The organism is Arthrobacter sp. TRD_SC_6 (assembly GCF_055361185.1).
The window spans coordinates 721,644-742,821 of sequence record NZ_CM143953.1; the positions used below are offsets into that span (position 1 = coordinate 721,644).

21 protein-coding genes are annotated in these 21,178 nt (G+C 61.9%); 8 read left to right on the plus strand and 13 right to left on the minus strand.

The annotated features are described in order from the left end of the window. Window position 1: 1 nt before the first annotated feature. From ACWA1U_RS03540 to ACWA1U_RS03550, 3 genes are read right to left on the minus strand one after another with little or no spacing between them, the layout of a single operon-like run. Window positions 2-454: a DUF2871 domain-containing protein gene (locus ACWA1U_RS03540; protein ID WP_463723973.1), complete on the minus strand. Its 453-nt coding sequence runs from the start codon at window positions 452-454 to the stop codon at window positions 2-4. A 31-nt stretch (window positions 455-485) separates the two neighbouring features. Continuing rightward, window positions 486-1,187: an ABC transporter ATP-binding protein gene (locus ACWA1U_RS03545; protein WP_463723974.1), complete on the minus strand. Its 702-nt coding sequence runs from the start codon at window positions 1,185-1,187 to the stop codon at window positions 486-488. 42 nt (window positions 1,188-1,229) lie between these two features. Further along, window positions 1,230-2,306 (minus strand): ABC transporter permease, encoded by a 1,077-nt coding sequence (locus ACWA1U_RS03550; RefSeq protein WP_463723975.1) that lies wholly within the window; start codon window positions 2,304-2,306, stop codon window positions 1,230-1,232. A gap of 184 nt (window positions 2,307-2,490) precedes the next feature. Between ACWA1U_RS03550 and ACWA1U_RS03555 the strand changes: the two genes are divergently transcribed. Together ACWA1U_RS03555 and ACWA1U_RS03560 are read left to right on the plus strand one after the other, a co-directional pair. Beyond that, window positions 2,491-3,843, plus strand: a complete 1,353-nt coding sequence (locus ACWA1U_RS03555; protein ID WP_463723976.1) for a sensor histidine kinase — start codon at window positions 2,491-2,493, stop codon at window positions 3,841-3,843. Then, window positions 3,836-4,480, plus strand: a complete 645-nt coding sequence (locus tag ACWA1U_RS03560) for a response regulator (RefSeq protein WP_463723977.1) — start codon at window positions 3,836-3,838, stop codon at window positions 4,478-4,480. Before ACWA1U_RS03555 ends, ACWA1U_RS03560 begins: the two co-directional genes overlap by 8 nt. A gap of 1,161 nt (window positions 4,481-5,641) precedes the next feature. On the opposite strand, the gene ACWA1U_RS03565 is transcribed toward ACWA1U_RS03560, so the two are convergent. The 4 genes from ACWA1U_RS03565 to ACWA1U_RS03580 form a co-directional block, all read right to left on the minus strand. Then, entirely contained in the window at window positions 5,642-6,142 is a 501-nt protein-coding gene (locus ACWA1U_RS03565) for an SRPBCC family protein (protein WP_463723978.1), read from the minus strand. 36 nt (window positions 6,143-6,178) lie between these two features. Continuing rightward, window positions 6,179-6,511 carry an ArsR/SmtB family transcription factor gene (locus tag ACWA1U_RS03570; RefSeq protein ID WP_463723979.1) on the minus strand — a complete coding sequence of 111 codons (333 nt, stop codon included), beginning with the start codon at window positions 6,509-6,511 and terminating at the stop codon, window positions 6,179-6,181. 47 nt (window positions 6,512-6,558) lie between these two features. After that, window positions 6,559-7,098, minus strand: coding sequence for a dihydrofolate reductase family protein (locus tag ACWA1U_RS03575; RefSeq protein ID WP_463723980.1), 540 nt, complete (start codon window positions 7,096-7,098; stop codon window positions 6,559-6,561). Between the two features lie 62 nt (window positions 7,099-7,160). Continuing rightward, window positions 7,161-7,727, minus strand: coding sequence for a TetR/AcrR family transcriptional regulator (locus tag ACWA1U_RS03580; RefSeq protein ID WP_463723981.1), 567 nt, complete (start codon window positions 7,725-7,727; stop codon window positions 7,161-7,163). A 51-nt stretch (window positions 7,728-7,778) separates the two neighbouring features. Here ACWA1U_RS03580 and ACWA1U_RS03585 point away from each other — a divergent pair, with 51 nt between their 5' ends. Together ACWA1U_RS03585 and ACWA1U_RS03590 are read left to right on the plus strand one after the other, a co-directional pair. Further along, entirely contained in the window at window positions 7,779-9,308 is a 1,530-nt protein-coding gene (locus ACWA1U_RS03585; protein WP_463723982.1) for an MFS transporter, read from the plus strand. A gap of 45 nt (window positions 9,309-9,353) precedes the next feature. After that, on the plus strand, window positions 9,354-10,100 hold the full coding sequence (locus ACWA1U_RS03590; protein WP_463723983.1) for a copper homeostasis protein CutC: 747 nt from the start codon (window positions 9,354-9,356) through the stop codon (window positions 10,098-10,100). 21 nt (window positions 10,101-10,121) lie between these two features. Here the strand turns inward: ACWA1U_RS03590 and ACWA1U_RS03595 are convergent, their stop codons facing one another. Together ACWA1U_RS03595 and ACWA1U_RS03600 are read right to left on the minus strand one after the other, a co-directional pair. Next, window positions 10,122-10,766, minus strand: coding sequence for a DUF3105 domain-containing protein (locus ACWA1U_RS03595; RefSeq protein WP_463723984.1), 645 nt, complete (start codon window positions 10,764-10,766; stop codon window positions 10,122-10,124). A 58-nt stretch (window positions 10,767-10,824) separates the two neighbouring features. Then, window positions 10,825-11,484, minus strand: a complete 660-nt coding sequence (locus ACWA1U_RS03600; RefSeq protein WP_463723985.1) for a DUF305 domain-containing protein — start codon at window positions 11,482-11,484, stop codon at window positions 10,825-10,827. 129 nt (window positions 11,485-11,613) lie between these two features. Between ACWA1U_RS03600 and ACWA1U_RS03605 the strand changes: the two genes are divergently transcribed. Genes ACWA1U_RS03605 through ACWA1U_RS03615 form a run of 3 tightly spaced genes read left to right on the plus strand, consistent with a single transcriptional unit; the run spans window position 11,614 to window position 14,521 of the window. Further along, window positions 11,614-11,925 carry a metal-sensitive transcriptional regulator gene (locus tag ACWA1U_RS03605; RefSeq protein WP_463723986.1) on the plus strand — a complete coding sequence of 104 codons (312 nt, stop codon included), beginning with the start codon at window positions 11,614-11,616 and terminating at the stop codon, window positions 11,923-11,925. Window positions 11,926-11,965: 40 nt separating this feature from the next. Further along, a complete protein-coding gene (locus tag ACWA1U_RS03610) occupies window positions 11,966-12,190 on the plus strand; it encodes a heavy-metal-associated domain-containing protein (RefSeq protein WP_463723987.1) in 225 nt (74 codons plus the stop codon). A gap of 42 nt (window positions 12,191-12,232) precedes the next feature. Continuing rightward, window positions 12,233-14,521 carry a heavy metal translocating P-type ATPase gene (locus ACWA1U_RS03615; protein ID WP_463723988.1) on the plus strand — a complete coding sequence of 763 codons (2,289 nt, stop codon included), beginning with the start codon at window positions 12,233-12,235 and terminating at the stop codon, window positions 14,519-14,521. A gap of 3 nt (window positions 14,522-14,524) precedes the next feature. Here the strand turns inward: ACWA1U_RS03615 and ACWA1U_RS03620 are convergent, their stop codons facing one another. From ACWA1U_RS03620 to ACWA1U_RS03635, 4 genes are all read right to left on the minus strand, one after another. Then, a complete protein-coding gene (locus ACWA1U_RS03620) occupies window positions 14,525-15,574 on the minus strand; it encodes a LacI family DNA-binding transcriptional regulator (protein ID WP_463723989.1) in 1,050 nt (349 codons plus the stop codon). 26 nt (window positions 15,575-15,600) lie between these two features. Further along, window positions 15,601-16,422 carry a carbohydrate ABC transporter permease gene (locus ACWA1U_RS03625; RefSeq protein WP_463724937.1) on the minus strand — a complete coding sequence of 274 codons (822 nt, stop codon included), beginning with the start codon at window positions 16,420-16,422 and terminating at the stop codon, window positions 15,601-15,603. 79 nt (window positions 16,423-16,501) lie between these two features. Then, on the minus strand, window positions 16,502-17,455 hold the full coding sequence (locus tag ACWA1U_RS03630) for a carbohydrate ABC transporter permease (protein ID WP_463723990.1): 954 nt from the start codon (window positions 17,453-17,455) through the stop codon (window positions 16,502-16,504). A 52-nt stretch (window positions 17,456-17,507) separates the two neighbouring features. Continuing rightward, a complete protein-coding gene (locus ACWA1U_RS03635) occupies window positions 17,508-18,818 on the minus strand; it encodes an ABC transporter substrate-binding protein (protein ID WP_463723991.1) in 1,311 nt (436 codons plus the stop codon). 200 nt (window positions 18,819-19,018) lie between these two features. On the opposite strand from ACWA1U_RS03635, the gene ACWA1U_RS03640 reads away from it, so the two are divergent. Next, window positions 19,019-21,121, plus strand: a complete 2,103-nt coding sequence (locus ACWA1U_RS03640) for a beta-galactosidase (protein WP_463723992.1) — start codon at window positions 19,019-19,021, stop codon at window positions 21,119-21,121. The last annotated feature ends 57 nt before the right edge of the window (window positions 21,122-21,178 follow it).

Sequence of the window (21,178 nt, forward strand, 5' to 3'; positions counted from 1 at the left end):
CTCAGCCGGTTTGATGAGTTTCGCTAAAGGGCTTCGTGATGCTCATTCTTTTGTCCTTTACCCTCGGCCCTAGTGTGAGGAAGAGGCAGATCAGGCCAGTAGTAAGAAGGATGTGTCCTATCCCCGCTATGCCAGCGATAGCCGCGGATGTTTCCGCGGTGCCTCGGACTTCGTTAATTCCGTTGACGGTCAGCATGGCGACTGTTGTGAGTAGGCCGGCGTTGTAGAGCCAGAAGAACCAACTAAACAGCTTGGATTCAGATAGCGAGAATTGTTTGTCCAGGGTGAGGACGATCAGGAACATGAGCATGCCAAGCGCCAGGATGTGGGTGTGGGTGACTGTGAGCTGGGTGTCCCCGGTGTAGTCGTTTGTTTTGGTGAATTCGCGGTAGAACAGGCCTGCGGCCAGTCCCAGGATCATGTAGGTGAGGGCAGCGTAGTAGAGGCGTTTCATGGTCTTCCTTAGTTTGGTTCCGTGAGGGTTGTTAGGAGGAGATGAGCTCGGATGCGGAGAGCCTGCCGTCGCGCATGACGGCGACAGCGTCGGTAAGCGGAACGAATTCGGTGTCGTGGGTGACCATGACCGTCGCGACCTGAAATTCTCGGGTGATTCTGCAGAGCAACCGGATGATCGAGTCGGATCGTTCGTGGTCCAGGGCCGCGGTGGGTTCATCGACTAGCAGTACCGTTGGTTCGCCCATGAGGGCCCGGGCTATGTTGACGCGTTGACGTTGTCCGCCCGATAGCTGATGTGGGCGGCGGCCGGCGGCATCGGAAAGGCCAACCGTTTCGAGCATTTCCATTGCGCGGGGGCGGGCGGCTCGAGGGGCGGTACCACGCAGGTGTTCCCCCACAATCAATTGCTCCATGGCGGTCAGCGATGCCAGGAGGTTTGGTTGTTGAAAAATGATGCCGACCTCTTCGCGGCGCAGTGTTGTTCGGTCTTGATCGGTCAGCGTGGTCGCATCGATTCCGTTGATAGTGATGTGTCCGCTGGTTGGGCGGACAAGGGTCGCCGCGACCGCCAGAAGACTGGACTTACCGGAGCCCGAGGGCCCGACGAGTGAGGTGAGTGTTCCTGCGGAGGCTGAGAGGTTGACGTTGTCTAGGGCTTTGAGGGTGCCTGAGTCGCCATCGGAGTATTCAAGGGTCACGTTGACCAGGTTCAGGGTAGGTGTGCCGTTCATGGGGTTTCCCTTTTCGTTTGCTGGGTGAGGCCTGTGGATGGTTTAGTTGCCGCCGAGGGCGATCAGCGGGTCGATTTTGGTGACGCGGCGGACCGCTAGCACCGATCCGGCCAAGCCCAGCAGGACGATGCCGATGATGGGGACGAGTGTGGTGGCGGGTGAGATCGTGAAGGGCGCGGCCTGGATGGCTATCAGTCCGCCCCCCAGCCCCAGGATCCCTCCGACGCTGGTGCCTGCAATAAGGACAATTGCTGCCTGGGTCATCGCGTCCCCAAGGATGTACTTGTTTGACCCGCCCAGGGCTTTGAGAACGGCGATGTCACGGGTGCGTTGGACTGTCCAAACAGTCAGGAACGCGACTATTACCAGAGCCGAAATCCCATAGAGGAAGCCCTGCATCATCTTTAGCGATCCGTTCTCCGACCCGAAGGAGGCCAGGGCGCTGAAGCTCTCCGTCGTGGTGGCACTGGTTGTTCCGGCCGTCCGGTCAATGTCTGTCAGCTGGCCCGCGGCGTCGTCGTACGTGGCGGCGATGACGGTGCCGATGACATCCGTGTCTGCGGAGGCACGGGATAGGTCCTGCCAATCCGTCAGGGTGGTCCAAACCACCGGGGTATGGCTGTACCACTGGTCTTCGATGATCGCCGCAACCCGGAGGTCGGTGCCGTTAATACTGGCAGTGTCCCCGACAGCGAGTCCTAGATCGATGGCTAGCTGGTTGCTGACAACGGCGCTGCCTGTGCTCAGTTGATCTGGTGCCAGCGCACCATCTGGAATCGATCCGAAGACTGCAGCGTTGGCGGTTCCCCCGGATTGGATTCGAGCCTGGCTGATACCCAGAGCTTCCGCGTTCACTACCCCGTCGGCCTGTTGCCAGGCGCGGAGTTGATCAGCGCTCACCTGCGATTCGGTGTAGGAAGCTTTCGGCTCGTCGCCCTCGGGAGCGCCGAATGCGATGGTCGTCGCGTTAAGCTCCTCGATGCCAGAGGTCGACTGGTTTGCCAGTCCGGCGGTGAGACCGGAGAGCATGACGAGCAGAAGCGTGATCAGCGCAACTACGGATCCCATCAGGGCAAAACGGCCCTTCGCGAAGCGAATATCTCGTAGTGCTAAGTACATGCTGTGTTCCTCTTCCGCAGGTGATCTGGTTCGTTGGTACGCCTTTTAAGGCGTACTTCCACTCTGCGACGGATAGGATTCGGGCACATCGTGATCCCGGTTGATTGGTCGACGTTGCAGGGTTGATTCAGTGGTCAACCGTTTGGTTGATGCCTACCCGATACCGCGCCGATAAAGTGGACACATGCCTGACCATGCCGACGCCGGAGCGACTAAGGCCGTCGGCAGTACTCGGGAAACAGAGAGAAAAGCTTCTTCTGCTGCGGTACCCGAACCTCTTGCAGGAGCAGCAGTGTTGAAGGTGCTGCGCGTGACCCTTCATGTGGGGTTCGCAACACTCCTCGTCGTCGGCGCTGCCGGCACAATGATGACCCCACACCGGGCGGCCAGCTGGTTTGCCCTCATGATTTCCGTGGTTCTGGCTGCCCTCTATCTCGCCGGGACACTCGTCGAAAAGCGTGTGGCCGACGGAGCGGCGCCCCTCTGGGACTTGGACCCACGCCGTTACAGCAAAGTTTGGCTGGCCAGTATCACCGCACTGTGGTTGATCCTGCTAATTCTCAGCGCAGACTTTTCATGGCTCGCTTTTCCACTATTCTTTCTTCACCTTCATCTGCTCACCACGAAACACGCCATTGTGGCCGTCCTCCTGATGACTGGCGCGGTATCAGCGGCGCAATGGAATCAAAGCGGGGAACTACACGCGGCAATGATCCTCGGGCCCAGCTTCGGTGCCGTGTTCGCAGTGGTCATGGCGATCGTCTACCAGAGCCTCTACTCCGAGGGAGTCAACCAGCGCCGAGCGCTCGATGAACTTCGCAACACCAGAGCAGCCCTTGCCCGAACCCAGCACGAATCGGGAGTCATCGCTGAACGCGAACGACTTGCCCGAGAGATTCACGACACGCTGGCCCAAGGCCTGTCCAGTATCGTCCTGATTTCCCGCGCCGCCGAAAAGTCACTCGATACCGGGACAACTGCGCTCACAAAGGAAAGAATCCGAACTATTCAGTCCGTTGCTTCCGAGAACCTCGATGAAGCACGACGTTTCGTACGCGGGCTAAGCTCCTACGACGCCGGCGCAGAGTCATTGATTGTTAGGCTGCGCCGTGTCTGCGCTAACACCGAGCGTGAGGCTGCAGCACAAGGTTCGACCCTACGGTGCCGGTTCGAACTCGACGGAGACCCCGTTCCGTTGCCCCCACCGTACGAAATCACTCTGCTGCGGATCGCACAATCAACCCTGTCCAACGTAGCCCAGCATGCCCACGCCAGCACTGCTGTCCTGACACTCGGATTCATCGGCTCGGACGTCACCATGGATATTTACGACAATGGCTCCGGCTTCGACGCCCCCGCTGCTCTCGCAAAGCCGACGGTTCGGCTAGACGGCACAGGATTCGGTCTCCGATCTGTGCGTGAACGGGTCACTTCCATGGGCGGAATCGTAGAAATCGAATCAGCCCCGGGTGAGGGAACGGTTGTTGCTATCCGGATGCCCCTGGACCCCCTCGAAAGCGAACAATCCCATGGCTGAGATCAAGGTCCTCCTCGTAGACGATCATCCCGTGGTCCGTGCCGGGCTACGAGCCATGCTCAGCGACTTCGAAGGAATCACGGTTGTAGCGGAAGCTTCCGACGGAACCGAAGCGATATCCGCCCTGAAAAAAGCAATCAGCCTGTCCCAACGAGTGGACGTCGTTCTCATGGACCTCCAAATGGGGGAAGGAATGGACGGAGTAACTGCAACCAGGGAAATCAAAAAACTCACCGCCGCACCACCTGTGCTCATCCTGACTACGTATGACTCGGACGCCGACATCATGGCCGCAGTTGAAGCCGGCGCCAGCGGATACATGCTCAAGGACGCGCCACCAGAACAAATCTGCCAGGCCGTGCAGTCAGCCGCGATCGGCCAGACCGCTCTCGCACCCAAAGTGGCGGCCAGGATAATGGGTCGAATTCAAAATCCTGCGCCGTCACTGAGTAGCCGGGAGATCCAAATCCTAGGACTCCTCGCAACGGGAATGCCCAATCGCCAGATTGCCAAAGAGCTCTTCATCAGTGAAGCAACCGTCAAAACCCACCTCGTCCACATCTACGAAAAGCTAGGCGTCGACAACCGCACCGCAGCCATCTCCACTGCACGAGAACAACGCGTCATCCGGGGATAGCCCTGCATGGCCCACTCTATTTCGACGACTACGGTGCGGGTGAGAACCTAGCCCCATTCGAATCACAGGTCCCAAAGGCTACCGTCCGCGACGGCGTGGCACGGTTAGCAGCACGTATCGCACTTTCGACGTCTCAAAACCCAGCGTTCGCGAGACACCTTTCAGCGGCCGAGAATCGGCTGGTGCCCGATGTGTGAGTCATCTCTGAAACTGTGCGTACATCTGCTGCATAAATCTGCAACCAACGTCACTGCAACGCAGTAACGGTTCTTCCTGACGCGTTACATATGGGTGTACCCCAATGCCACACCTCCCAAATCAACCAACCCGACCGAGCGGCTACGGATTCGACCGACTCTCATCTCCCGTTCGCGAGTCATAGAAGCAACGCAGGCTGTCCGTACGGGCCGGCTAGCGTGGCTGGTATAGAGGATCTGTCGCGCGACGCCGTCTGGCATAAGAGATGGTGACTACAGCGAGCAATGGACCCCAAGCGACCAGGGGGAGGTACAGAAGCCCGACCAGGTTCGCTCCGGACACAGTCATGTCAGGGTGGGGGGTACTCCACCAAAAGAGCAGTGGAGTCCACAGGAAGGTCAACAAAGCGGCGCCGGTGAGGGCCACGGAAACCACCGGAACCTTAGGGACCAGACGCCCGCCAACCAACGGCACCCAACGAGGTAAAACCTCCCCCCATGGCTTGATGAGACCAAGGGTCAACAAAGCGAAAAACTCTGTCAGCAGGCTGAGCACCAAAAGGTAAGCCCATCCCCATCCGGCTACATCGAGGTCGATTAATCCCTGCTCGGTGAATCCGCCCGAGAACCCAAAGATCAAAGAGATTCGCCAGATAGCGGACGGAAGAGGCGCCAGCGCCGCAGCATGCGCGGCGACACGCACCCATCGTGGGGGATCCAAAAACGATATTCGGGATCGTGGAACATTCGACGTCGAGGTCACGTCCCCAACCCTAGGTCGGCGCCGCGGAACTTACGTCAGCATTGAGGAGTAATTGGTGACGCTCGATGCACTGCTTCAGTTGTTTGTCACCATCCCTCAGGGCATAAACCATTCACTTCACCGGAGCCTGGACACTGAAATCCCGGCGTGTCTCTTCAGACGCGCCGGGATTCCGGATCTCACCTGCGAGCTTCGGCTCCGCTACACCGAAGCGCGCTCGGCGAGGATGGCGTCAATCTGCCCCATCGCCTGCTTCATGCCCTCTTCCATGCCCATCTCGACCATTTGCTGCAACTGTTCCACGCTCTCGAAAGTCGATCTGATGGTCATGCGGGTGCGGCCGCCGTCAGCCTCTTCCAGGCGTACGACGGCGTGGGTCTCGCCCATCGACTCGTTCGGCGCGTAGTTTTCATCGGCGAATCCGTCATCGAACGCGAGGGTCCGGGGAGCGTCGATTGACGTGAACTTCCACCAGCCGCGGCTCTTCTCCCCGTCCGGTCCGGTCATGAAATAGTGCGCATCGCCGTCGGGCTGGAACTCGAACTTCTCGAACGTGGCAGGCCAGGTCGGCGGGCCCCACCAGCGCTCGAGCTGCCGGGGATCCTCCCAGATCTGCCAGACACGCTCGACGCCGGCGTCGAACTCCGCGACCAACTCAAGGCTCAGGGCCTCAAGATCCTCTTTCGTACTGATTACAGCCATGGTTACTGCCCTCTCTGCTGACTTTCGGTTGTAGTGCTACTTCTCCGCAAGAATGTCGGCGATCCGGTCCACCCGGTCCCGCCAGATCTTCTCGAACTCGTCCAGCAGCTTCCGCGCCCTGCGTACTGCATCCAGGTTGGCCCGCACAATCTGCTCCCGTCCGCGCTTCTCCTTCGTGACAAGGGAGGCCCGCTCCAGCACCGCAACGTGCTTCTGCACCGCTGCGAAACTCATGGCGTAGTGGGCGGCCAGCGCCGATACTGAGTGGTCCCCGCTGATGGCACGGGCGACTATGTCCCGACGCGTGGCATCCGCCAGCGCGTGGAACAGCTGATCGACCTCGGCATCTGAAAGCTCATCTACAACCATTTGGTTGTAGATTATGGCAGTACGACGACGGCGTCAAGGGCTGTGCGTCAAAGTACTGTATAGCGCGTCTGGACAGCGCCGCCCTTGAATTCCTTCACCTCATCGAGGCGCAGCTGGAGGTCACCCGGCAAAGCCCCAAAAAGCGGTTTGCCCGCGCCTATCAGCACTGGGACCCGGGTCAGCGTGAGCGTCCGGATGAGCCCGGCCGCAAGGAAGGTCCGCACCGTCCTGCCGCCGTCGACGTAGACGTTGCGGGCGCCGTCGTCGTCGAGCACTGCCACCGCTTCCTCAAGCGAACGCACCACACGCACCCGGGGGTCTTCGGTCTGCAAGGACGAACTCAGCACCAGGACGGGCGTATCCCCGTAGAACCATTCACCCATTGCCAGGACGACCTCATAGGTGCTGCGGCCCATGACCATATGGTCAACCGATTGCATGAACTCAACGAAGCCCGACTCCTGCGGGTCATCCGCCTCGCCGGCGGCGCCGCCGGTCAGCCAGTCGAGGCTGTCATCCTCCCGCGCGATCATGCCGTCGACGCTCATTCCGATGAACACGTGCCCTGCCCACGTTCGCTCAGTCATGGGTGCATCGTAGACCCGCAGCAGGGCCGGCGCACGGGCCCAGGTCAGTTCCGTGGGCCGGGTTAGGCGCCGCCCGGCATGGAGCCCTCGCGCACAATCAGGTCAACGATCGACAGGACGTCCCGGAGATCCGCTTCGGTCTGACGCTCCGAGCCTGCGCCGTCAAAGAAGGCGGCGTCGTAGTAAAGGCCGTCGCCTATCAGCTTGATGGCCCGCGCAACCTGACGGCTCCCCAGGTGCTGCTCGAGCGCGTTCAGCCACTCCTCCTGAATCAGCGTGAAGGTGGCCTGCGCCTTGGGGTGACCCTGCTGCGCCAGCCGTGCCATGGCCACCAGAGCACGGTCCAACGGGCTGTTCTCGTACATGGATGTACGCACGTAGAAGCGGGCCGGCCCTTCCGGATCTGCCGCCATGAGCTCACGGTCGCGGGTGGCGAGTGCTTCGAGCCGCTCAGCCAGCCCATCCACCAGCGCCTCTTTCGACCGGAAATGGTAGAGCAGTCCGCCCTTGGAGACTTCAGCGGCGGCAGCAACGGACTCCATGGTTGCGCTGCGTTCACCGTCCCGGATAAGGATGTCTTCGTAACTGTCGAGGATCCGTTCACGGGCACTGGCCATGAGGTTCATCATACTGGCGATCTTCGACTTTACTGTACCGGCTGGACGGTATAGCTTTAACTCATGACGCAGTACATCGACGCCCCGAACATCATTACCGCCGCTCCCCGCGCCGGCCGCCGCGAATGGCTGGCCCTGGCTGCCCTGATGCTGCCCGTACTCCTGGTGGCTGTCGATAACACCGTGCTCAGCTTCGCCATGCCGGAAATCTCGCTGGCATTCAACACCAGCGGCACCACGCTCCTGTGGATCATCGACAGCTACCCCCTCGTGCTTGCCGGCCTCCTGGTGGCCATGGGCAGTTTCGGCGACCGATTCGGCCGGCGTCGGCTCCTCATGATCGGCGCAACCGGCTTCGCCCTGTTCTCGGTAGCTGCGGCCTTCTCGCCGACCGCCGAATTCCTCGTCGCTGCCCGCGTCGGCCTGGGTGTCTTCGGGGCCATGCTGATGCCCTCGACCCTCTCGCTCATCCGCAACATCTTCCTCGACCGCAACCAGCGGCGGGTTGCGATTGCCGTCTGGGCTGCAGGTTTCTCCGCCGGCGCGGCCCTCGGCCCCCTGGTCGGCGGCGCGCTCCTCGAGCACTTCTGGTGGGGCTCGGTATTCCTCCTCGCCGTCCCCGTGCTGCTGGTCCTCCTCGCCGTCACGCCGTCGCTGGTGCCCGAGTCCTCCGACCCGAATCCTGGCCGCGTCGACTACGCGAGCATCGTCCTTTCGGTAGGCACCATGCTGCCGATCGTGTTTGCCATCAAGACCTTCGCCAAAGGCGGGTCGACGGCGGTAGCCGTTGCCGCCGTCGTCGTCGGCCTGGTGGCGGGCACCATGTTCGTGCGGCGGCAGCTCACGCGTGAGAACCCCATGCTGGACGTTCGGCTCTTCGCCGTCCGCCCGTTCACCGGCGCCGTGCTGGTGAACCTGCTGGCGATCTTCGCGCTGGTCGGATTCCTGTACTTCGTATCGCAGCACCTTCAGTTGGTGCTCGGGCACAGCCCGCTTGAGGCCGGCATGATCCTGATGCCAGGCCTGGTCATGACGATTGCCGCCGGTCTGGGCGTGGTGCCGATCGTCAAGCGGGTTCCTCCGCACATTGTGGTGCCTGCGGCGCTGCTGCTCTCGGCGCTGGCGTACGTGCTTGTCGCGGTGAGCGGCCAGGACGGCTCCGTAGCCACACTCATGACGGCTTTCGTCCTGCTGGGCACGGGCGTCGGCGCTTCGGAAACTATTTCCAACGACCTGATCCTCGCCAGCGTCCCGGCACCCAAGGCCGGCGCGGCGTCAGCGGTCTCCGAAACCGCGTACGAGGTCGGTTCCGTCTTCGGCACCGCCCTCCTCGGCAGCATCCTCCTCGCCTCCTACCAGCAGAACCTCGCGCTCCCCGCGGGGCTGAGTGCAGAACAGGGCACGACGGCGACAGAAACGCTGGGCGGCGCCGTGAACGTAGCGTCGGAGTTGCCTGCCCAGACCGGATCCGTATTGCTTGAGTCCGCATTCCACGCCTTCGACAGCGGCGTTGTGCTGACCTCGGCGATCGGGGCGGCACTCATGGTGGCCGCAGCGGGGCTCGCCTTCTGGACCCTGCGGACTCCCCGCTAGCGCTGGCAGGCTGGATTTCCCGGCCGACTGCGTACGCTGAAGAGGATGAAGCCAACACTGGAAATAGCAGTCCATGATGCAGCGGGCGCGCGGATCGCCTTGGAGCACGGTGCGGACAGGGTAGAGCTGTGTGCCGCACTCCGCATGGGTGGCCTGACGCCGTCGATCGCCACCATCGAGCAGGCGGTTGCGGTGGGCATTGGGGTGCATGTACTCATCCGCCCCCGCGGCGGCGGATACGTCTACACGCCGGGCGAGGTGGACCTGATGATCGCGGACGTCAGGTACGCCATGCGCGCGGGGGCGGCCGGCGTCGTCGTCGGGGCGTTGACACCTGGGGATCAGTCGCTGGACGTCGAGGTTATTGACCGCCTTCGCGATGCCGCCCGGGCGGAGAATTCTGCGGCCGAGGTCACGGTGCACCGGTGCGTGGACGTTCTCCTGTCCGGAGGTGCCGGTCCCGCTGAGCTGGTAGCGCAGCTGCGCGGGCTGGGCGTCGACCGTGTGCTGACTTCAGGCGGTGCGCCGGCGGCCGGAGAAGGCACCGCCGTGCTGCGGCGGTTGCGGATTCTTGCAGCGGGTTCGCCCCAGATCCAGGCCGGAGGCGGCGTGCGGGTTGCTGACATTCCCGGCTTTGCCGGGCTCGACGGCGTTCACCTCTCAGCCCGTGTATCGCACCTTCAGGGAGGTCCGGCCCCGGCGGCGGCGAAGAGGACTACGACGTCACGAGTGCGGAACTGGTTGCAGAGGCGGCCGCCGCCCTTAAATAGAATCGACTCTCCAATAGATTGAAGAGTCGATTCAGGTGGTTCTCTAGGCGGAAGGGTCTAGCGCCCCACTGCAGGATGCGCCGGGCTCGCGGGTCTGCTCACCCTGGACGTACCTGGCGAGGAACGCGCGCAGGCGGTCATCGTCAGCTGAATCCACGCCCAGCTGCAGACCCCAGGCCGACGCCATGATCGGGGACTCCTGGCCTTCGTACGGGCTCAACAGGACGTACGTCCGGTCACCGACGACGTCAGTCAAGGCATCGATCTCGGACTGAGGGAGGTCGGACTGGTACGTGATCCACACAGCGCCGTGCTCCATCGAGTGCACAGTGTTCTCGTTCGGGATGGGCTGGGTGTAGACGCCACAGTTGGTCCAGATTGCACTGTGGTCGCCGCCGACGGGAGGCGCCTGCTCATACTCCACCGGACCCTCGACGTGGTTGAAGGAAGTGACGTCAATGGTTTCGACACCCTCAATGTCCTGTGATGCGAGCGCGTCGATGCGGTCATTCTCCTGAACCTGCTGCACGATCACCAGGCTCACGGCCACGATGATTGCCACAATGACCAGCGCGATCCCACCGAAGATGAACGAGTTCCGCTTACGATCACTGGCCCGCTGCTTGGACTGAATCTCTGCCAAACGGGACTGCCGGTCCAGGTTCTCCTGTGCTCGCTTCTTGTTCAACGCGCTGATTCCTTCTGTGTCTACGTGGGGTTGGGGTCTAATCTACCGGGCTGGAAGCCTAGAGCTGTTCCAAGAGGCCTTCCATGGCCGTAATCTCCGTGGCCTGACCGGCTGCCATCTTCTCGGCGAGCCCCCGCACTGCCGGGTCCCCCGCCAGGTCGGCTCCCGCCTGCGCCATGTCGACGCCGGCCGTGTGGTGGTCGATCATCAGCTCGAGATAGAGGCGCTCGGCGTCTTCGCCGGTGGCGTCGGAAAGAGCTTCCATCTCCTCGGGAGTGGCCATGCCCGGCATGAGCCCCTCGGAGGTGAGCATGTCCCCTCCTGTACTACCGGCGTCGTTGTCGTTGCTGTGCGCATGCGCACTCCCGGCCATCCATGCCATCCGCTCTGCGTCGCTGCTCTGCGGCAGTCCCCACTCCTCGAGCCAGCCGAACATCTGGCCGATCTGGTGCTGCTGGGTCATGGCGATGTCGTACGCGATGGTGCGGATGACGACGTCGTCGCTTTTGTCCCGTACGATGCGCGACATCTCCACGGCCTGGGAATGGTGCACCTGCATATCGCGGGAAAAGCCTGCGTCAGGGCTGGTGTTGCCCGGGTGCTGCGGTGCCGCTGCTACGCGCCCGGCGGTGAACGCGAGCGCAAAGAGACCGGCGATGGCCAGCAAGCCTAGTACGAGGAGGACGCGCTTTTGCCACGCCTCAAGGTTGAGGGTCATGAGGGAATGCCTTTCGTGTCTTCGTATCTAACGTAAGGCATGCCGCGAATCGTTCCCGCACGATACCCCTAGGGGGTACTTGACTGATACCCCCAAGGGGTATAGGTTAGAGGAGTCGAAGGAGAAATCATGACGCAAACAACCACCGAGCATGGCTACACCGCTGATAAAGAGGCCTATCTCAAACGGCTCAAGCGCATCGAGGGACAGGTGCGCGGAATCGCGCGGATGGTGGAGGAGGACAAATACTGCATCGACGTCCTCACCCAGGTATCCGCTGTCAACAAGGCCCTGCACGCGGTGAGCATCGGGCTCCTTGAGGAGCACATTGCGCACTGCGTTGTCGGCGCCGCAAATGAGTCACAGGCCTCCGGGAACCCCCGGGCGGTCAATGAGAAAGTGCAGGAAGCCTCGGCGGCCATCAGCCGGCTGCTGCGCTGAATCCTTTCGTCGTAATTCACAACCCCATAAGGAGAACACCATGAGCACCACTACCGTCAGCATTTCGGGAATGACCTGCGGCCACTGCGTTGACTCGGTCACTGAGGAAATCAAATCGATCAACGGCGTCCAGGACGTCACCGTGGAACTGAACAAGGGCGGGGTCTCCACCGCAACCGTCACCTCCGAGGGTGACCTTGACTCCGAGCAGATTGGCGAGGCCGTCGCGGAAGCCGGATACCTCGTCGTTTCCAACGACGCGTAAGTAAAGGCGGGCCCAGCCCGCTCATGAGAAGGAAGGACTGCCATGACCACCGAGCCAGCAACAGCGAAAACCACCCGAACCGTGGAACTGAATATCGAGGGCATGACCTGCGCTTCCTGCGTAGGCCGTGTGGAGCGCAAGCTGGGCAAGCTCGACGGCGTTGAGGCCAGTGTGAACCTGCCGCTGGAATCGGCGGTCGTGACAGTTCCGGACCACATCTCCGACCAGGACATCGTGGACACCGTGAACGCCACCGGCTACACGGCGCGCCTGTCGCGTCCACAGCACACCGGCCCGTCGGTCGAGGGCGAGCCTGCCGCGGACGGGCTCGAAGGTGAGCACGGCTCCCACGACCACATGTCCCACGGCGGGACCGCATCGCAGCTCAGGCCGCGGCTGATCACCGCTGCAATCCTTACGGTGCCGGTCTTCCTGATCTCCATGATCCCCGCACTCCAGTTTGCGCACTGGGGTTGGGTGGTTCTCGCACTGACCACGCCGGTGGTCACGTGGTCCGCGTGGTCCTTCCACAAAGCTGCTGCGATCAACGCGCGCCACTTCGCCTCCACCATGGACACGCTCGTGTCGATCGGCGTGACCGCGGCCTACCTGTTCTCGCTGGGTCAGCTGATCGCGGACCCGATGATCACCGCACACGCTGGCATGGACATGGCCGGCATGACCGAGCATTCGCTGTACTTCGAGGTTGCCGCCGTCGTCGTCACCTTCCTGCTCCTCGGACGCTACCTCGAGGCGAACGCCAAGAAGCGTGCCGGGGATGCGCTGAAATCACTCCTTAACCTGGGCGCGAAGGATGCCGCCGTGCTGCGCGAGCAGGACGGCGAGCGCGTCGAGGTCAAGGTGCCGGCGTCGTCGTTGGTCCATGGTGACGAGTTTGTTGTCCGGCCCGGCGAGAAGATCGCGACGGACGGCTTTGTGGTCGAGGGTCGCAGTGCAATCGACACTTCGCTCATCACGGGCGAATCCGTGCCGGTGGAGGTTGGACCGGACAGTACGGTGACGGGCGCCACCATCAACACCTCCGGGCGGCTTGTTGTCCGTGCCACGCGCGTGGGCAGTGAGACCACGCTCGCACAGATGGGCCGGCTGGTCAGCCAGGCCCAGAGTGGCAAGGCACCGATTGCCCGGCTGGCGGACCGCATCAGCGCCGTGTTCGTGCCGGTGGTTCTGGTGATCGCCGTCGTGACTTTCCTCCTGTGGGCTGTGCTCGCCGGTGACATCCAGGCCGCGTTTACCGCCGCCGTCGCCGTGCTGGTGATCGCCTGCCCGTGCGCGCTGGGGCTCGCCACACCTACCGCTCTCCTGACCGGCACGGGCCGTGGAGCCCAGCTGGGCATCCTGATCCGCGGACCGCAGGTCCTCGAGGACACCCGCACCGTCGACACCATCGTGCTGGACAAGACCGGCACGGTGACGAGCGGGCAGCTCGCGGTGACGGACGTCGTCGTACTCGGTTCGCGGAGCCGCGAGGACGTACTCAGCCTCGCTGCCGCCGTCGAGTCCGCGAGCGAGCACCCGATTGCCCACGCCATCGCGGCGGCCGTTCCCGGGCACCCTCCGGTGACCGATTTCGTGAGCTCAGCGGGCGGGGGCGTGCGTGGCGAAGTTGGCGGCGCCGTCGTGCTGGCTGGGCGGGTTGGCTGGCTGGAGGAGAACGACGTCGACATCACCGACGCCCACCGTTCGGCTCTCGCGGCGGAACAGGAAGCGGGCTCCACCGCGATCTGGGTTGCCGTGGACGGCGACGTTGCCGGGCTGATCAGCCTGCAGGACACCGTGAAGGAGTCCTCGGCTGCTGCGATCGCGCGGTTGAAGGAGCTGGGGCTGCGGCCGATGCTCCTCACCGGCGACAACGCGGCCGTTGCGCGGAAGATCGCCGCGGAAGTGGGCATTGCTCCCGAGGACGTGATGGCCGACGTGCTGCCCGAGGGGAAGGTCGACGCCGTGAAGCGGCTTCAGGCCGCGGGCGCCACCGTGGCGATGGCCGGTGACGGCGTGAATGACGCCGCAGCACTGGCCCAGGCGGACCTTGGGATCGCGATGGGATCGGGTACCGACGTCGCCATCGAGGCGGCTGACCTCACCGTGATGGGCAACAGCCTCGAGCAGGTGGCCCAGGCGATTGAGCTGTCCCGTAAGACGCTCGGAACCATCAAGAGCAACCTGTTCTGGGCGTTCTTCTACAACACAATCGGCATCCCGATCGCCGCACTCGGTCTGCTGAACCCGATGGTGGCCGGGGCCGCGATGGCTGCCAGCTCCGTGCTGGTGGTGGCGAACTCGCTGCGGCTGCGGCGGTTTGGGAAGTAGCCCCTACGCCAACTCCCGGATTTGGCGTACGTCCGTCTCGGTAGACTCCCGCACCACCAGCTCCGTCGAGAGGATCATTGCTGCAGGTTTCTCACCAGCAATGACCTTCAGAAGCAGCTGGGCCATCTCGTGGCTGATGCGGTTGAACGGTTGCTGCATGGTGGTGATTGTCGGCGTACTGGAAGTAGCCACCGGTGAGTCATCGAAGCCGGCCACCAGGATGTCGCTCGGTACCCGTCTACCTGATGCGGTAATTGCATCGATTGCTCCTCGGGCCATCAGATCGTTTGCTGCGAAGACGGCATCGATCTGGTGGCCCGTCTCCAGAAGCTCCATCATCGCGGCGTACCCACTCTCACGGCTGTAATCGCCTTGGGCGACCAGGCCCTGGTCGAAGGCATCGCCGAGCTCTTCCTGGTATCCATTCAGCCTGGAGATGCCTCCTGAAGTGTCTTTCGGGCCCGCTATCGTAGCGATTCGGGTGCACCCTGTGCTCTTGAGGTATGCCACCATCTCACGGGCGCCGTTGAAGTCATCTGCCGTGACGTAGCCAATTTTCCGCTCATTACCAAGCGGGACACCACAGGCGATAACGGGCACCCCGGCGAGATAGATGTCGTCCACGAGCGAGTGATCCTGCGAGTGCGAAGACACCAGGAGCACGCCGTCCACGTGTCCCCCGAGGATGAAATCTTTCGCTCTGCGCTGTTCATCCGGTGACCCAGCCATGATCAGCACCAGCGATACATCATTCTCAGCCAGGCTCTTGGCCGCTCCGCGCATGAGAATCGAGAAGTTCGGGTCCTCGAAGAGCCGTTCGTGCGCTTCGCCCAGCAGGAATGCCACGGTGTTGGCTTTACGCGTGGCAAGGCTGCGCGCGTGAGGGTTGGCGCGAAACCCGGTCTTCTTGATCGCCAGGTTCACCGCAGCCTGTGCATCGGGGCTCACCCAATGGCCTCCATTGAGGACACGGGAAACCGTTCCGCGCGAGACTCCTGCCGCCTTCGCGACATCATCGATGGTCGGACGCTTGCGTTCTGTTGCGTTGGACACTTTCACAGCCTAACTTTCCTTCACTGCTAGGCCTTGACGGCGCCAGCGGCAAGATCGACCCGCCAGAACCGCTGAAGCAGCAGGAACATGGCAATCAGTGGAACCACCGAAAGCAGCGCACCCGTGACAACGAGGGTGTAGAGGGCAGGAACTGAGGCGCCCTGATTGAGCAGGCCATTAAGTCCCACAGTGATAGGGAACAGAGTGTCGTTGCCGAGCATGATGTACGGGAGCATGAAATTGTTCCATATCGCCACAAACTGGAAGAGGAAAATGGTGACCAGGCCCGGGAGCATCATTGGCATGGCCACGCGAAGGAAGATCCCCATCTCGCGTGCCCCGTCCGTGCGAGCTGCTTCAACGACGTCGGTGGGGACAGCTGCAGCGGCGTAGATGCGCGCAAGGTAAATACCGTAGGGGCTAATGATCTGAGGCAGCAGCACTGCCCAGTAGGTGTTGGTTAGTCCCACCTGCGCGAGCAGGAAGTATTGCGGGATGGCGAGGATGACGCCGGGAACCAACACTCCCATCAACAAGATATTGAAAACCACGCCTTTTCCAGGGAAGTTGAATTTGGCGAGGACGTAGCCGGTCAACGCGGACACAAAGGTGGAAGCGATGGATCCGACACCCGCATAGAGGGCAGTGTTGAGCATCCAGCGCCAAAAGAGTCCGTCCCGGTAAGCAGTGAGCTCGGCAATGTTGTCGAAGAGGTGCGTGCTAGGGATGAGCGTGAAGGTCGAGAAGAGCTCTGAGGCGTCCTTGGTGGAAGCCATTAGCACCCAGAAAACGGGGAAGAGACAGTAGACGGCCCCAAGTAGCAGGATGAGGGTCGCCAGCGGGCTCATTCTGCTACGGCGCTTACCGGGAGCCGCCTCCTGATCGGGCGCCACCTGCTGCGGGGGATTTATGGTGTTCACGGCCATGTCAGTCTTCCTGTCCGAAGGCGCGCTTTTGGACTACGCGTAGGAATATGAACGAGATGGTGAGGGTTGCAGCGGCGATGATGACCGACGTCGCCGCTGCCGAGTAGATGTCATCGCGAGTGAACGCATCGCGATATACCTTCATCAGCGGGGTCCAGGTGGAGGAGAGGGTGTTGGTCAGTGGCCTGAGCGTGGTTGGCTCGGCAAAGACCTGCAGGGTTGCGACGATGGAGAACAACCCCGTCATGATGAGTGACGGCGTCACGATCGGAATCTTCATACGCAACGCGATCTGGAGGTCGGATGCGCCGTCGAGCTTTGCGGCTTCGTAGATATCCGACGGAATCGCCTTGAGCGAGGTGTAGATGACAATCATGTTGAAGCCCACACCACCCCAAAGCGCGATGTTCGCAATCCCGAAGATCACCAGCTCCGAGGAGAGAATTCTTGGAACTTCCCACCCGAGACGCTCAAAAATGAAGTAGAAGGGGCTGACGGCCGGCAAATACAGGAACCCCCATAGAAGGGAGCTGATGACGGCCGGCACGGCGTAAGGAAGGAAGATGCTGACACGGGAAAATCCGACGGCGCGTGCCCGCCTCGAATCGAGCAGCAGCGCGAAGAGGAGCGCCAGCCCCAGCATGCTGGGGATCAGGATGAGCCCGTACAAAAGAACCCTGCCCACACTGGCAGCGAACTCCGGATCCATTGCCGTCACATAGTTTTCAAAACCCGCAAAAACCTGTTTGCGGGAGTTGGAACCAAGGCCCAGTCCGGACACCTCGGTTTTCTGGAAGCTCAGGTACACCGTGTAAATAATCGGTGCGGCCATGAAGAGAACGAACAGTATGATCCCCGGTGCGAGCATGAGGTAAGGCGTGGTCACCCGCGTTCGGAAGTTGTTCGACCGGCGTGATGCCCGCTGTGCCGCTTTCTTCCCAGTCACCATTGTCATGGAATGAACCTTTCAGGAGGCGCCGCAGCTTCCGCTGCGGCGCCCGAGCGAATTACTTGACGTTGAAGCCGGCGTCTTTCAGATCATTGATGGTGATCTCCTGCATCGCCTTGACAGCGTCGAGGAACGCGGACTGCTTCTTGGCGTCTGCTGCTTTAGCGAACTCGTCGTTGTAGGCGCTGAAGGCTACGTTGACGTTTGGGCCGTAGGTGAACGGCTGCACCGCCTCGGATGCTGCAGCGGCGATCTCGTAGTAGTCGTCCTGGTTACTGAAAAACTCAGGTGATTCGGACAGCGCGGCCTCGGCCTGCTCGGTAGCTGCCGGATAGACGCCCACTTCACCGGCGAGGGCCTCAACAGCCTCGGGAGCAGTATTGAGCCATACCGCGAACTCCGTCGCTGCTTCCTGGTTCTCCGACTGCGAGGTGACGGCGGTGGATGAGCCACCCCACGAACCATTGGCAGCTGCGCCTTCCTCCCATTGAGGCATGGGGGCTGCGCGCCACAGTCCGGCGGTGTCAGCCGCATTGCCGCCAAGCACGCCTGGAGCCCAGACAGCGCCGAGCCAGCCAACTTGTGAGCCGTCATTGAGCCCAGCATTCCACTCGGGGGTGTACATAGGCTTGTTGTCGATGACACCCTCTTCGACCAACCCGCCCCAGTACTCGGCTACCTTATTTGTGGGTTCTGCATCCACGTTGACGCCCCACGCGTCGCCGTCAATCTCCCACCAGGAGGCGCCGGCCTGCTGTGAAAGCCCGGTGAACCACCCTGCGTCGGCGGCGGAGAAGGTGCCCAGGAACCGCGACGGATCCGATTCGTTGACTGCGCGTGCCACCTCTGCGTACTCGTCCCAGGTGGTGGGAGCTTCAAGTCCGAGCTCCTCGAAGATGTCTTCGCGGTAAAAGAACATCATGGGTCCCGCATCCTGCGGGACGGCGTAGACGGCTTCGGAGCCGAGGGTGACCGAAGACCAAAGACCTTCCGGGAACTCCGTGGCGGCCTCACTTGCACCAGCTGAAATATCTGCCAGCGCATCGGATGAAACCAGGGTGGGAATCTTCTGGTACTCCGCCTGGATCAGGTCAGGGGCACCGCTGCCCGCGTTAATCGCCGTGAGGAGCTTCGTGATCACGGGATCGCCGCCGTCCTGCTTCGCGACGGTTACCTGAACGTCCGGATTCTCGTCGTTCCAGATTTCAACGACTTTCTCAATGTTTGGGGCCCATGCCCAGAACGTGAGCTCAACGGGCCCGGATGCCTCGCCCCCGCCTCCCCCATCGCTTGAAGCACCGCATCCAGTGGTCAGTAGTGCTATTGCTGCTGCGAGAGCGGCTGCCCCTGCGCGAAATGGCTTGCGCATTTCGTCCTCCTTGTCGAAAAGCCTGGGTGTTGCACGCTCATGCCGACACCGGCGTCCGCTGTACAACTACTGTGAGCGGTTCCAGTAAGACACGTCCCTGCAGCTCATGTCAACAGCTGATATTGAGTGTTTCGGGTCTTCCGGTGGCAGTCGTGCGTGTGCTACAACTGGGAGCGCACACAGTCGAAGGGGATTTATTCATGTCGCTAGATCAACGAGCCGAGACGGACGCACCATTGCGGCCTTCGACCGAGCGCGCAGCCGGCCAGCACGCTCGTGTTGAACCCAACCCGGAACTACAGGAACGCACCTGGCCGGCCGGCTCCAAGGCTCTTCGCTATGGTGGCGACTACAATCCCGAGCAGTGGCCGCGGGAGACCTGGCTGGAGGACATCGCTCTCATGCAGGACGCGGGAATCAACCTCGTCAGCATTGGAATCTTCTCCTGGGTACTCCTGGAACCCCGCGAGGGCGAGTTTGACTTCAGCCTCCTCGACGACCTTATGGGCCTTCTCGAGGCGGCTGGCATCGACGTCGACCTCGGAACGCCCACCGCGGCGCCACCCGCATGGTTCTGGAGAAAGTATCCGCAAGCGCGCCCGGTTACTCGAGACGGCGTGCCCCTGGGACATGGTTCCCGTGGCATGGGCAGTCCCAGTTCCCCTGAATATCGGAAGTGCGCAGCCCGCATCACCACCGAGTTGGCCCGCCGTTATGCCAACCACCCAGCCCTCCGGATGTGGCACGTACACAACGAGTACGGTGCACCCGTCAGTGAGTGCTACTCGGAACACTCAGCAGCAGCTTTCCGGGTTTGGCTCCAGACACGCTACGGCACTCTCACCGACCTCAACGCGGCATGGGGTACCACCTTCTGGGGCCAGCGGTATGGCGAATGGGATGAAATCGACGCCCCACGCACTTCCGCTTCAGTGGTCAACCCCGCGCAACGGCTCGACTTCAAACGCTTCACCTCCGATGCCCTGCTGGACTGCTTCGTGATGGAGCGTGACATCATCAGGTCGTTCTGCCCGGACAAGCCCATCACCACCAACTTCATGGCCAGCAACTGCCCGTCGGTGGACTACTGGAAGTGGGCACGGGAGGTCGACATCGTCGCCAACGACCACTATCTCCTAGCCGAAAGCACCGAAAACCACATTCTGCTGGCCCTCGACGCAGACCTCACCCGCTCCCTTGCCCGCAACAACCCGTGGATGCTCCTGGAGCACTCCACCTCGGCCGTGAATTGGCAGCCTCGCAACGTTGCCAAACAAGACGGTGAGATGGCGCGCAACAGTTTCAGCCATGTGGCGCGTGGAGCAGATGCCATCATGTTCTTCCAGTTCCGGGCTTCGCGCTTCGGTGCTGAGAAGTTCCATTCGGCAATGCTGCCCCATGACGGAACCTCCTCCCGCATCTGGCGTGAGGTGACCCAGCTCGGCGAATCACTGGCATCACTCTCCGAGGTTCGAGCCTCACGGGTGCGCGCCAAGGTCGCAATCCTCTGGGACATCGAGTCCTTCTGGGCGCAGGACCTTGAGTGGCGTCCATCCGTAGACCTGAATCACCGTGAACGCATTGAGGCGTTCCACAGAGTGCTATGGAATCAGGGAGTCACGACTGACTTCGCGCATCCCGAGCAGGATCTTTCCGGCTACGACCTTGTTCTGGCACCAGCCAGTTATGCCATCTCTGACACTGCCAAGGCCAACCTGGAACGGTATGTCTCCTCTGGCGGGAACCTGGTGGTCTCCTACTTCTCGGGAGTGGTCGATCACCAGGAAACCGTTCCCCTAGGTGGCTACCCTGGGCAGTTGCGCGACCTGCTCGGCTTGACCGTCTCTGAGTGGCTGCCGCTGCGCGAAGGTGAATCCACCCGTCTCACTAATGGGGCAACAGCTGATGCGTGGACAGAGGACATTGTGCTGAACGGTGCGGAAGTACAAGCGCACTACGTGGACGGTCCGGCCGCAGGAAAGCCCGCGTTGACCCATCACCTCTTTGGCATTGGATCCACTTGGTACATCTCCACCCGGCTTGACCCTGAGGCCCTGGCTGAACACCTGGGTGAAATCCTGGGCACCCTCGGAATCCACCCCGATTTCGAACTTCCTGCCGGCGTCGAAACGGTCACACGCTCCAACGACACCGATTGCTTCAGCTTCTTCATAAACCACCTGGATGAAGAAGTAGCGCTGCCTCTCACCGGACACGACCTGCTCCGCGGGACAGCAGTTTCCGGCAACGGCACCGTGGAACCGGGCGGCGTCACCATCATTCGCCACCCGCGCACCGTCTGACCCACCCGAGGTCAGCCAAATCCAAAAACAGCACCACAAAGCAGCACCGTCAAGGAG

What these genes read in the sequence shown, in the direction of transcription:
- ACWA1U_RS03625 (WP_463724937.1), bottom strand. Translation starts at nt 16,422, where the DNA reads ATGAGCCCGCTGGCGACCCTCATCCTGCTACTTGGGGCCGTCTACTGT.
- ACWA1U_RS03600 (WP_463723985.1), bottom strand. Translation starts at nt 11,484, where the DNA reads ATGACCCTCAACCTTGAGGCGTGGCAAAAGCGCGTCCTCCTCGTACTA.
- ACWA1U_RS03640 (WP_463723992.1), top strand. Translation starts at nt 19,019, where the DNA reads ATGTCGCTAGATCAACGAGCCGAGACGGACGCACCATTGCGGCCTTCG.
- ACWA1U_RS03590 (WP_463723983.1), top strand. Translation starts at nt 9,354, where the DNA reads ATGAAGCCAACACTGGAAATAGCAGTCCATGATGCAGCGGGCGCGCGG.
- ACWA1U_RS03545 (WP_463723974.1), bottom strand. Translation starts at nt 1,187, where the DNA reads ATGAACGGCACACCTACCCTGAACCTGGTCAACGTGACCCTTGAATAC.
- ACWA1U_RS03605 (WP_463723986.1), top strand. Translation starts at nt 11,614, where the DNA reads ATGACGCAAACAACCACCGAGCATGGCTACACCGCTGATAAAGAGGCC.
- ACWA1U_RS03635 (WP_463723991.1), bottom strand. Translation starts at nt 18,818, where the DNA reads ATGCGCAAGCCATTTCGCGCAGGGGCAGCCGCTCTCGCAGCAGCAATA.
- ACWA1U_RS03580 (WP_463723981.1), bottom strand. Translation starts at nt 7,727, where the DNA reads ATGATGAACCTCATGGCCAGTGCCCGTGAACGGATCCTCGACAGTTAC.
- ACWA1U_RS03610 (WP_463723987.1), top strand. Translation starts at nt 11,966, where the DNA reads ATGAGCACCACTACCGTCAGCATTTCGGGAATGACCTGCGGCCACTGC.
- ACWA1U_RS03540 (WP_463723973.1), bottom strand. Translation starts at nt 454, where the DNA reads ATGAAACGCCTCTACTACGCTGCCCTCACCTACATGATCCTGGGACTG.
- ACWA1U_RS03615 (WP_463723988.1), top strand. Translation starts at nt 12,233, where the DNA reads ATGACCACCGAGCCAGCAACAGCGAAAACCACCCGAACCGTGGAACTG.
- ACWA1U_RS03555 (WP_463723976.1), top strand. Translation starts at nt 2,491, where the DNA reads ATGCCTGACCATGCCGACGCCGGAGCGACTAAGGCCGTCGGCAGTACT.
- ACWA1U_RS03565 (WP_463723978.1), bottom strand. Translation starts at nt 6,142, where the DNA reads ATGGCTGTAATCAGTACGAAAGAGGATCTTGAGGCCCTGAGCCTTGAG.
- ACWA1U_RS03550 (WP_463723975.1), bottom strand. Translation starts at nt 2,306, where the DNA reads ATGTACTTAGCACTACGAGATATTCGCTTCGCGAAGGGCCGTTTTGCC.
- ACWA1U_RS03570 (WP_463723979.1), bottom strand. Translation starts at nt 6,511, where the DNA reads ATGGTTGTAGATGAGCTTTCAGATGCCGAGGTCGATCAGCTGTTCCAC.
- ACWA1U_RS03575 (WP_463723980.1), bottom strand. Translation starts at nt 7,098, where the DNA reads ATGACTGAGCGAACGTGGGCAGGGCACGTGTTCATCGGAATGAGCGTC.
- ACWA1U_RS03560 (WP_463723977.1), top strand. Translation starts at nt 3,836, where the DNA reads ATGGCTGAGATCAAGGTCCTCCTCGTAGACGATCATCCCGTGGTCCGT.
- ACWA1U_RS03585 (WP_463723982.1), top strand. Translation starts at nt 7,779, where the DNA reads ATGACGCAGTACATCGACGCCCCGAACATCATTACCGCCGCTCCCCGC.
- ACWA1U_RS03630 (WP_463723990.1), bottom strand. Translation starts at nt 17,455, where the DNA reads ATGACAATGGTGACTGGGAAGAAAGCGGCACAGCGGGCATCACGCCGG.